The organism is Plectonema cf. radiosum LEGE 06105 (assembly GCF_015207665.1).
Classification (GTDB): Bacteria; Cyanobacteriota; Cyanobacteriia; order Cyanobacteriales; family Nostocaceae; genus Rivularia; species Rivularia radiosa_A.
On the sequence record NZ_JADEWL010000018.1, the window covers coordinates 75,206 to 86,675 of the forward strand.

An 11,470-nucleotide genomic window follows, 5' to 3' on the forward strand; every position below is an offset into this window, starting at 1 on the left:
CAAGCACTTTTAAAAGCTCCATAAGCTTTAAGATTGGGACTATGTGTGGTGTGGATTGTAAGGAGTATGATGACGGCACAGACCTCACTTCTCTCCGGTAAGATTACGCGTACTTTCTTAAAACGCGGTCACCAGAAAAGTAAGCCAAAATTTAAGCCCCTAGGTTTTTCTTTTGAAGCTTTAAATGGAGAGAAAGCTAAGCGACTGTTCGATATAATATTTTCCCTGTTAGTACTAATTCTGTTTTTTCCTGTTTACTTAATTCTGGCTTTGCTGATTGCTTTAAGCTCCCATGGTCCAATTTTTTATATTCAGGAAAGAGTCGGGAAAAATTATAAGCGGTTTAATTGTATTAAATTTCGCACAATGGTGAGTAACGCCGATGAAATTTTGATCCAAATGATGGAAACATCACCCCAGTTCAAGCAGGAATTTCAGAACAGTTTTAAACTCAAACAAGACCCCAGAATTACGACAATCGGGAAGTTTTTGCGAATTACCAGTTTAGATGAATTTCCTCAGTTTTGGAATGTTTTAAAAGGGGATATGAGTGTTGTCGGACCTCGACCTTTAGTAGCAGAAGAATTGCCAAAATATGGATGTCATATCAATCAAGTTTTGACTATCAGACCGGGAATTACTGGTTTATGGCAAGTCTCTGGACGCAATGACATTCCTTATCCTAGAAGAGTTCAAATAGATTTGTACTATGTCAAATTTAAAAGTTTTTGGCTAGATTTATGGATTATTTTGAAAACGGTTGCTGTTGTGGTTATACCGAAAGATAACGGAGCTTATTAAAAAAAGCCTTGATTTTATTCTAGGGGCAGCAAAGTTGCCCCGTTAAATCTATGTGCCATTTTTTTGTTTAAGAATAATTAATATTCAAACTTATTATTTAAACAAGTTATTTATATCGCTTTAACTGTTGTTATATTAATCTGAAAAAGTCAGTTTGACTGTTTTAAAAACTACCTTTTATATAAAAATACTGTGTATTATTTTTACTTTTAATAAATAAATAAACTAAATAAATAAACTAAATAAAACTTAGATTGTCTTAATAAATAAAACACTTTTCGATACTAATTTTCTTTAAATCCGCTGCGGTAATATCGTTTGGTAGCGAGGTACCAATTACCAATTACCAATTACCAATTACCAATTATCCATTACCCATTACCCATTACCAATTAGCTTGATGTTGAAAATATTGATAAAAAATTAATATAATCTTTATAAACTGAGCAAAAATATAAAGTTTTTGTAAACATTAAAAAAATATACTGGATAGATAATTAATCTCTCGTTACCGTTTGAAGGGTTTACTAAAAAAAACATACCAAACAGTATATTTACTTAAAAGACCGCGATATTACTTAAAGAGAAATCGCAGGTTTCCCCGGAGGGCAAGTAAGTGTATTCCTGTTAACTTATACCAGGCTACCTGTATTAATTTCATTACAATATATAAGGAACAAAGGAACAAACGAGAATGACCCAACCAAAGCGAGCGTTGATTACTGGTATTACCGGGCAAGATGGTTCTTATCTAAGTGAGTATTTATTAGAACAAGGTTATGAAGTACACGGTATTATTCGCCGTACTTCTACTTTCAATACAGATCGTATCGACCATATTTATGAAGATCCTCATAAAGAAGGAGTGCGGTTATTTCTTCATTACGGTGATTTGACAGACGGTACCACGCTACGCCGCATTCTCGAAGAAGTCCAGCCTGTAGAAATCTACAACTTAGGCGCTCAATCCCATGTACGGGTAAGCTTTGATTCCCCTGAATATACAGTAGATGCTGTAGGAATGGGAACCCTGCGTTTACTAGAAGCAATCCGCGATTATCAACATCGGACTGGTATTGAAGTACGCTTCTACCAAGCTGGTTCTTCAGAAATGTTCGGTTTGGTACAAGCAGTACCGCAAACAGAAACCACCCCATTTTACCCACGTAGCCCTTATGCTTGTGCAAAGGTTTACAGCCATTGGCAAACTGTTAATTACCGCGAATCTTACAATATGTTCGCGTGCAATGGTATTTTGTTTAACCACGAGTCACCCCGCCGTGGTGAAACTTTTGTAACCCGTAAAATTACTAGAGCAGTTGCTCGGATTGTTGCTGGTAAGCAGAAGAAAATTTACATGGGTAATTTAGACTCCAAGAGAGACTGGGGTTATGCAAAAGATTATGTACGGGCAATGTGGCTTATGTTACAACAAGACCATCCAGATGATTATGTAATTGCCACAAACGAAACCCATTCTGTACGGGAGTTTCTAGAATTAGCATTTAATTACGTAAATCTTGATTGGCAAGAATACATAGAGTTCGACGAGCGTTATTTACGTCCTGCGGAAGTAGACTTATTGATTGGGGATGCTTCTAAAGCTAGAACAAAGTTGGGTTGGACTCCATCAGTAACTTTTGAACAACTTGTAGCTTTGATGGTAGAAGCAGATTTACAAGCTTTAGGTTTAACTTCTCCTGGTGAAAAAATAGGCGACGCGATTAAAGATAATGCGATGATTCGTCAAGAATTGGGCGCACTACATATGTAGAATTTTAGATTTTAGATTTTAGATTTTAGATTGGTGTTGAGTTTGGCTGATGTGAAAATAACTGGCACAGCCGCATTTATCCTAAAGGGCTAAAGGTTACAGACTCAATGCGTCGGTTTTTGAAACCTTCTAAAATATTAGAATTTTCAATCCAAAATCTAATCCAAAATCTAAAATTTAAAATCTAAAATTGAACTGACGGCACGAGTGCTTTGAATATTATTAATCAGGACGAAAAGAAAATATGAATTCCTTAGAGTTAAACAATAAAAGAATTTTAGTAACTGGTGGTGCCGGTTTTTTAGGTCGTCAAGTAGTAGATCAACTGATTAAAGCGGGGGCAGACAGGGATAAAATTACAGTGCCGCGATCGCGAGATTATGATTTGTGTGTGATGGAAAACTGTAAGCGTGCGGTTGACCAACAAGACATTGTAATTCACTTAGCGGCTCATGTTGGTGGTATCGGTTTGAACCGAGAAAAACCTGCGGAGTTGTTCTACGACAACTTGATGATGGGAACCCAGTTAATTCATGCGGCTTATGAAGCTGGGGTGGAGAAATTTACTTGTGTCGGTACTATCTGCGCTTATCCTAAATTTACTCCGGTACCATTTAAAGAAGATGATATCTGGGATGGCTACCCAGAGGAAACCAATGCTCCTTATGGTATTGCTAAAAAAGCTTTGTTAGTGCAGTTACAAGCTTACCGTCAACAGTACGGATTTAACGGAATTTATCTGTTACCAGTAAATTTATATGGTCCAGAAGATAACTTTGATCCTAGAAGTTCTCACGTTATTCCGGCATTAATTCGTAAAGTTCAGGAAGCCCAAGATAGAGGAGATAAAGAGATTCCTGTTTGGGGTGATGGCAGTCCTACCCGTGAGTTTCTATATTCTGAAGATGCTGCACGGGGTATTGTGATGGGTACTCAATCATACAATGACTCCGAACCCGTGAATTTGGGAACTGGTTACGAAATCTCGATCCGCGATTTGATTACCACAATTTGCGAATTAATGGGATTTGAGGGTGAAATAGTCTGGCAAACTGACAAACCAAACGGACAACCTCGTCGCTGCTTGGATACCGAAAGAGCAAAGCAAGCTTTTGATTTTACTGCTCAAGTAGACTTCAAGCAAGGTTTGAAAAATACGATTGAATGGTGGCGTGAAAATGCTCCTCAACCTGTAGCTTAGATTTTAGGCTATGGGAAAAATAGTATCTGGCGATTAGAAATCGCGGCTACACAAACAAAACCCACCTGCGTGGGTTTTTTAGGTTATGGGAAAAGGATATTATAGTATCTGGCGATTAGAAATCGCGGCTACACAAACAAAACCCACCTGCGTGGGTTTTTTAGAACCACATTGAGCATCAATTGGAAAAAGCAGAATTACGCCGTAATCTGATCAAAAAACGTCAATCTGTTTCAGAAACAGAATGGCGGCAGAAAAGTCAAGCTATTTGTACAAATCTTTCCAATTTACAGTTATTTCAACAAGCGAAAACAATTCTTGCTTATTTTAGTTTTCGTCAAGAACCCGATTTAAATTATTTATTCTCAGATAATACAAAAATATGGGGATTTCCTCGCTGCATTGAAAAATCCCTAAGCTGGCATATTTGGAAACCTCAAAATCACTTAATAACTGGTAAATACGGAATTCGCGAACCACATCCCGATGCAGCAATAATTAATTGCGATCGCGTTGATTTAATTCTAGTTCCTTGTGTTGCTTGCGACTATCAAGGTTATCGTTTGGGTTACGGTGGTGGGTATTATGACCGTTTATTAAGTTCTCCTGGTTGGGAATTAATACCGACTATAGGTATTGTGTTTGATTTTGCTTGTTTACCTGAAATTCCTATAGAAGTTTGGGATAAAAAGTTATATGGTATTTGCACGGAAAATACTTTAATTCAATAATTGCCCTAACAAGCGCCGTTTTTCTTGAGTACTACCCAAATCGTTTTAAATATGAGAAATAAATCGTAGGATACAGACCACTTACGTTGGTAATCTAAATCCATTTGAACTATCTTTTCAAAATCTTTGATGCTGGAACGACCGTTTGCTTGCCATTCTCCGGTAATTCCGGGTTTGACTCGCAGTCTTTCCCAATGGTGCGGTTGGTATTGCATTACTTCATCAGGAGTGGGTGGACGAGTTCCAACTAAACTCATTTCTCCTTTGAGTACGTTCCAAAATTGCGGTAGTTCGTCCAAACTTGTACGACGTAAAAATTTACCTACACGGGTAATCCGGGGGTCTTCTGTACATTTAAATATATGACCACTGGCTTCGTTTTTGACTAAATGCTTGAGCTGATCCGCTCCGACAATCATCGAGCGAAATTTCCATATACGGAAGTTTTGTCCATTGATACCGCAACGAATTTGGCTGTAAAAAATAGGACCGGGATTATCTAGTAAAGTTACCATTGCCACCGGAATCGCGATCGCGGCAGTTATGATTAACCCAATAATTGCTCCTACTATGTCAATCAATCTTTTAGCAATGTTTAATTGCGAAGGATGAGCAGACTGATAACTTAAGCTCCAGGAGTCAGGCGGACTCACTAATACTAAGTTTTGTTTTGTATCACGTTTGACCGGAGGAGTACTATTGATAACCATAAAAAGCAGTACTATTACGTACTAAATAAACTTCTCAGTGCCAATATAGATAACTCCAAAGCCTAAGTGTGGCTAAATATTAAAAATTCACCAAATCTTTGAATAAAACTCTGATTTTTTAAAATTTATATTTTATTTATAAATTTGGTAATAATTTATGCAGATAAAAAGTTAATGGTTGTTGGTTGTTAGTTGATGGTGGTTAGTTGTTGGTGGATAGTTGATAGTGGTTGGTGGATAGTTGATAGTGGATAGTTGATGGTGGTTAGTTGTTGGTGGTTAGTTGTTGGTTGTCAACTGTCAACTGTCAGAGACTCCTACTGCAAAATTGACAATGTAAGGCTCTTCTAAAGACTGATGAGCGCTGGCTTTGATGGTGTTAAGGTAATTGCGTAAATGCTGCAATTGTCGCAGGTTGGGACGGTAGGAAAGACTGCCTTGTTTGTCAAATAATGGTGATGCGGCAATTGCTTTGTAGTTGGAGTTTTCTACGGAACTTTGGCTGAGCCATTGTATATCTTGGTTATTGGGTACTAAACCTGGTGGTATTTCTCCTTCGAGAAAAGCTAATAAGCGTTGCTGACAAGTGCGAGTATTGATTCCGCGTGCTTCAAATAGTTGGATGACTTCGCCGAAGGATAATGCTTTTTCTGGTACTAGCCGCAGCAATTCGGTAAATAAGAAGTAGTCGGTGTATTGCTGTCTGGGTATTTCTAATACTAAAGGATGTAAGGGCAGAATGCACAATCCGATGGCGACGGAAGAACAAGCGGGAGTACCGTTTTCACCGAGATATTTTTCTTGAATAATTTTGGCACTGGGAAGTTTTTGACGCAACCAACGACTAATAGCGGTTATGGATGAAACACCACCGCACAGAATAATTTGGTTGATGGCTTCTGTAGGGATACCGCGTGCTACTAATAGTTTATTCAGTTCACGGTTAATCCGACGGACGAACGGGACAAATACTTGGCTTTCTAAGTCTCGTCGCTGTAATTCCCATCTTTGATCTGCAAGTTCAATAGTAAAGGATTCTTGGTGCTGCAAAATTAACTTGAGGGCGATGGCTGCATCTAATAATGCTTTACCCAAAGGTGAGCTTTCGAGTCTTTGCTGTAAGCGAATCCGTTGACTGATGTCGGGTTCTCCAGGGCGAGGTAGTTCTAAGTTATTTAAACCTAAGCTAGAAAAACGTACTTTGTCTAAGCCGGGAATATTTGGCTTCCAATGTAGGGGGTTGTTATCGTTAGGGTTATCTGGTGATTGGGAGTTGCGAGATTTTCGCCATTTTTCCGGTAGTAATAGTTGAGTGATAATATCTTGTTCCATTGCTTTTCCGCCGCAGGTAAAGCCGTGGAGCATAAATTCATTATGTGTTAAATCTTGCAAATTTTCCGGCAAATCTACTAATGCCATTTCGGTAGCATTGGCTCCGATATTAATAACTAAGGTGTTACCTATAATTTGACTATCGCTGGTGGCAACAGCCGGGGAGTTTTCGTTATTGATTAGTTTGACTATTTCGCCGTTAGCACCTTCTAGTTTTGCGATTAAGGTGGCGATCGCTTCTTCGACAAAAAATACTTGTTGGGGATGTTTGACTAATTTACTGATCAATAATGATTCACGGATGTTAAAGCGATACTGTTCTGACCAATTGGAAGGACAAGTGCAAATCACACCGGCGATGTTATCAATAATACTATCAAATTCGGGTTTCTCGATGCCGATGGCAGTAGCAGTTAATCCTAAAGTGGTGCTATTGGAGTCGGATTTTAAGGTTAAAAGCAGTTTTGAGAGGGAACGGACAATCCATACCAAGGGAACTGTGGAAAATTCATTGAGTTGCAGTATTGGTTCCCATTTGTGACGCATTTCGGTGGAAGCTGTTTCGGAAAGATTTTTGTAAGGAAGGGAAATTTGTAAATATGGTTTGAGATATGCTGAATAGATATTTTGTTCGGCTGGGTTTTCGTCTGTGTCTTTATTCGCAGCGCTTTTGGGAAGATAAACTTCGGCTGGTAAACGGAAATTTCGGGTTTGAGAAGCTGCTTGAGGCTGCTGCTGCGAATCCCAATAAATTGGATGTATTAGTTGGCTGGAACGATTTAACAACGCAGCGGAAATTCCTGTTGTTCCTAAATCGATTCCTAAATACCAAACTGTTTCGCTAGGGTTTATAGAAGGAATTTCAGTACTACTAATTACCGGAGAATTATTTTCTTGGGAGCTTTGTTGCTCTGGAGTAGCAGTAGTTTTTTGAGTTTGGGGAAGTGGGTTTAAATCGGTACTCGCTTCTATCTTTCTCTCTGGTTGAAGTTGAGAAGTAATCGGCAGGGTAATTTCTTTTAATTGGGGTTTTTCTGCGGGAATAACTGGTTGTGGCTGGGTTGGTTGAGTTTTTTCTGGTGTAGCGGTTTGTGTAATAGTTTCCGATTTGCTTGAAGCAGCCAATTCTTGCGGTTGAATTGGTTTACTGATTTGAGTTGCGGTTAATTGCGAATTATCGGGTATTGGTGTAACTACGGACGGTGTTTCTTCAAACAAAAGTTCTGTCAGTTCGGTTATTGTATCTTCACTTGCAGCTTGTATTTTCCGTTTATAAGTATAAGAGGTGGTTTGATTTGATTCTAATGTATTTGTATTTGTTGTAGATTCATTGCCATCGTCTAAACCTGAATTATTCTCATTTGACGAGGAATCTGGTACTGGTAATTCATCACCATAATCTATAGAATCTTCATGTTCAGAAGTATCAACGGTTTCAACGGTTGTTGATGGGGGTGTATATTCAAAAACTACTTCTTGAGAAATAACTTCTTTCTCTGTTTGGGTTTCTGACAATTGTGAATTGAGGTGGGAATTCTGGGAATTTTCTAGATTTATAGCGGGCTGTAAATCTTGCTGCAAAGACGTTTGAGTATTTAGAGCAGTTAAATTATCGCTATCAAATAAGCTGGCGTAAAGTTCATCAACTTCGTCTTCATTGGTGCTTTCTAAATTAGTATTTGTATTTAATTTTTCATAAGTTCTAGGTTCTTTTTTTAACTCATTTAATACTGCTTGCATTTTTTCCGGGGAATCAAAAGCTTCGGAATCAACAACTATTTCTTGTTCAATGATTTCCTCTTCAACTTCTTCTGCCTCTTCTGGAAACTCTATTTCTAAATAATCATTCTCTTCTAATTCTTCATTTAACTCACTTACAGATTCTTTTTCGAGTTGAAAAATCACTGCTTCCAAATCGGATGTCATGGAAGTATCATCTTCATCCTCTTGAGCTTGAGAAAATTCAATATTATCAATGGTTTCGTCGGGGATAACTGCTAATATGTCGTGATTGTCTTGAGTGTAAACTTGTTCGGAATCGACATTTTCAACATTTTCCAAATTCTTTGGATTGCGATCGTATACTTCAACTGCTTGAGTGCTGGAATGTTCGATAGTTTGTTGTAATAATTCTTGCTCTTGAGCAGGTGGAAGGTTTGCGAAATTTTTAATCAAGCCTTCAAGTAACTGTTCTCCTTGTACTCCCTTATAATGCATTCTTGCTAATGCTTGGGATAAGGAATCGTGATAAGCGTGAATATTGCGCTGTAATCCTTCAAAAACAACGTTGACCGTACCATCTAAAGCTACTAAACGCTGATCTAAATCATTTGTCAACTGAGTTAAATTTTCTACCCGTGCTGAATCTACTTGATTACCAGAAGCGCCCAGAGCTTTCTGACTCGTAATATTCCCAGAACCTTTCACCACATTTTCATCTGACAAGCGATTTCTTAACACCTGCATAAATTCAGAAATGATTTTCTCTTGGGTTGCCAATTGTTGCGCTAGAGAATAATCGTGCAGCCGTTTTTTCTCCAAGTCTCGGATTTCACTCACCAAATTGGCTCTTTCTTCCAACAGCATTGTTAATTCTGCTTTGAGTGGCTGTATTAACTCAGAAAGATTATGATCGGGAGATTGTCTTTTTTCTCGCTCAACAGAATCTTGGTTTCCTTCTCCCACGAATTTTGCCACCAGAGGGGGTAATTGTGCTGGAGTCGAAGTCTCTTTTTCTTCTGCTTCTTTGACGAGGAAATCCCGGATACGCTGTAACAACTGACGTGGTTCTTCCTGAGAAGAAACAACCCCCCACAAACGCTTTCCTTTGTGAGCGAGTAATTGATCAATGTCTGCAATCATGCTTTGGATTTGGTTTGCGCGGGAAGTCACGTTGATTTTCCTTATTGTGAACTTTACGGATGTAATGGCGATCGCCAGCAGTGAACGCAATCAGTTTAGAATTACTAAAAGTAATATTATCTATCAGGTAGTTATTAGGTTATTGTCAAGAGTACAATACGAACAATATGAATATGGGAATTAATCGAGTTTTTAGCAATCGCAGACTGTTGACATAATTGTGACTAAGTAATTTTAGATTTGAATTTAAGTTTAAGTTTAAGTTTAAAGTTGAATTTGAATTTGAATTTAAATTTGAATTTAAATTATAAATTGTATCTTTTAGTGTTGGATTTGGGGAAAATCCCATCAATAGTAAATATAACGAGTAATTATCTTGGCACTGGTGGGTTTTGGTAAATTCTGATAAAAGTTGTACTTAGTTTAAACCCAATTTTAAATAAGTTCATAAGTGAAACGCTAGCTTTGCCGAAAAATCACCGTTCACGGTTGTGTACGATAGTTTAGTTTTGTTTTTGCCTGGGGCTGTGCTTTGATAGGTTGAGCCACAGGCTGGTAGTTTGGAAAGTAATTTGTATTACAGCTAAAATCAAAATGTCCCAATGGAAGATAGGTATAGTTTGCACCCTCTTGCCAAAGAAGTAACTCTCTCAACTCCTTTTTTTGAAGGGCTACCAAAAAACGCCATTGAATCAGCTTTAAGCAATCTTGTTAGTCGCTCTCACCCAGCTAATCAGGTAATTTTATTAGAAAATGATTGGGGTGGTTCCGTATATTTTATTGTGGAGGGCTGGGTCAAAATTCGCACTTACAATCTAGAAGGTAAAGAATTAACGCTAAATATTCTTGGTAGAGGAGAATTATTTGGTGAAATGGCTGCATTAGATGAAGTACCTCGCTCCACTGATGTTATTACTTTAACTTCTACTCAAATCGGTAGTTTACCATCCCAGGATTTTATTAAGTTACTCAACACCGAACCTTTAGCCGGAGTTCGATTAGCACAGTTAATGGCTCGTCGATTACGACAAGTTAACCGACGCTTGCGGTTACGGGAATCGAATTCAGCTTCTCGCGTGGCAGATACTTTGTTATTTTTGGCAGAGGGACAAGGGATAAGAGGTTGCACGGGTGTGGAAATTCCCAATTTACCACATCGGGAGTTGAGTAGTTTGAGCGGATTGGCACGAGAAACTGTAACTAGGGTACTAACCAAGTTAGAAAAGAAAAAATTGATTCAACGTAGTGGGGATATTATTTGTATTCCCGATGTATCAGCGTTAGAACAGATGATAATTTAACCGATCGCACACCGTCTTTCACATGGATATTCTTAGTTCTTCTGCGGATGATAAAGGGGGAAACAATTCCTTTAATCAAAAGCCACCCAACAATTCAAACAATCAAGATTTGGCTACTCCAGAGCTTCAAGCCGATGCACCATTACAAATGGTGGAAACGGCATTTTTGGCAAGTACCGGAAGTTTGATTTGGTTTATTAATTTTTATTTTCCTTTAGGTCTTCTAAAGGTATTCTTTCCCATCCCCATCGCCTTAGTTTATCTACGCTGGAATAGCAGAGCCGCATGGATGTCAGCTTTAACCTCCGGTTTGCTGCTATTGGTATTAATGGGACCAACCAGGAGTATGCTATTTGTCATCCCCTATGCTTTTATGGGAGTACTTCTAGGTTCAGCATGGCACCGTCGCGTTCCTTGGATTGTTTCCATCAGCTTGGCTACTCTTCTTGGTACGATAGGTGTCTTTTTTCGCTTGTGGTTACTATCATTACTCTCAGGTGAAGACCTATGGATTTACTTGATCAACCAAGTAACCAACATTTTAGAATGGTTATTTGTTAACTTAGGAATCCTCGCAACACCCAGCCCCTTCCTCATTCAAATCGGTGCTATTTGCTTAATATTACTTAATAATTTTATATATTTATTCGTAGTACACATAGCAGCATGGTTATTATTAGACCGATTAGGCAATCCCATACCCCGGCCACCGCAATGGGTACAGGTGTTGATGGATTATGAGTAATGGGGGGATGGGG

9 protein-coding genes are annotated in these 11,470 nt (G+C 38.4%); 7 read left to right on the plus strand and 2 right to left on the minus strand.

Annotation, left to right across the window (positions count from 1 at the left end; genetic code table 11):
• Positions 1-69 precede the first annotated feature (69 nt).
• From IQ247_RS08725 to IQ247_RS08740, 4 genes are all read left to right on the plus strand, one after another.
• A complete protein-coding gene (locus tag IQ247_RS08725; RefSeq protein ID WP_193919006.1) occupies positions 70-801 on the plus strand; it encodes an undecaprenyl-phosphate galactose phosphotransferase family protein in 732 nt (243 codons plus the stop codon).
• 694 nt (positions 802-1,495) lie between these two features.
• A complete protein-coding gene (gmd, locus tag IQ247_RS08730) occupies positions 1,496-2,575 on the plus strand; it encodes a GDP-mannose 4,6-dehydratase (protein ID WP_193918994.1) in 1,080 nt (359 codons plus the stop codon).
• A 244-nt stretch (positions 2,576-2,819) separates the two neighbouring features.
• A complete protein-coding gene (locus tag IQ247_RS08735) occupies positions 2,820-3,776 on the plus strand; it encodes a GDP-L-fucose synthase family protein (protein WP_193918995.1) in 957 nt (318 codons plus the stop codon).
• A 182-nt stretch (positions 3,777-3,958) separates the two neighbouring features.
• Positions 3,959-4,507, plus strand: a complete 549-nt coding sequence (locus IQ247_RS08740) for a 5-formyltetrahydrofolate cyclo-ligase (protein ID WP_193918996.1) — start codon at positions 3,959-3,961, stop codon at positions 4,505-4,507.
• 5 nt (positions 4,508-4,512) lie between these two features.
• Here the strand turns inward: IQ247_RS08740 and IQ247_RS08745 are convergent, their stop codons facing one another.
• Both IQ247_RS08745 and IQ247_RS08750 read right to left on the minus strand, forming a co-directional pair.
• Complete coding sequence (locus tag IQ247_RS08745) at positions 4,513-5,217, minus strand: sugar transferase (RefSeq protein WP_193918997.1); 705 nt, start codon at positions 5,215-5,217, stop codon at positions 4,513-4,515.
• A gap of 300 nt (positions 5,218-5,517) precedes the next feature.
• Positions 5,518-9,411, minus strand: a complete 3,894-nt coding sequence (locus IQ247_RS08750) for a hypothetical protein (RefSeq protein ID WP_228059583.1) — start codon at positions 9,409-9,411, stop codon at positions 5,518-5,520.
• Between IQ247_RS08750 and IQ247_RS08755 the strand changes: the two genes are divergently transcribed.
• The 3 genes from IQ247_RS08755 to IQ247_RS08765 all read left to right on the plus strand — a co-directional run bounded on the left by IQ247_RS08755 (position 9,398) and on the right by IQ247_RS08765 (position 11,457).
• Positions 9,398-9,595 (plus strand): hypothetical protein, encoded by a 198-nt coding sequence (locus IQ247_RS08755; RefSeq protein ID WP_193919009.1) that lies wholly within the window; start codon positions 9,398-9,400, stop codon positions 9,593-9,595. The two genes, IQ247_RS08750 and IQ247_RS08755, sit on opposite strands and share 14 nt — an antisense overlap.
• 418 nt (positions 9,596-10,013) lie before the next feature.
• Positions 10,014-10,712 carry a Crp/Fnr family transcriptional regulator gene (locus IQ247_RS08760; protein WP_193918999.1) on the plus strand — a complete coding sequence of 233 codons (699 nt, stop codon included), beginning with the start codon at positions 10,014-10,016 and terminating at the stop codon, positions 10,710-10,712.
• A 22-nt stretch (positions 10,713-10,734) separates the two neighbouring features.
• On the plus strand, positions 10,735-11,457 hold the full coding sequence (locus IQ247_RS08765) for a DUF2232 domain-containing protein (protein WP_193919000.1): 723 nt from the start codon (positions 10,735-10,737) through the stop codon (positions 11,455-11,457).
• The last annotated feature ends 13 nt before the right edge of the window (positions 11,458-11,470 follow it).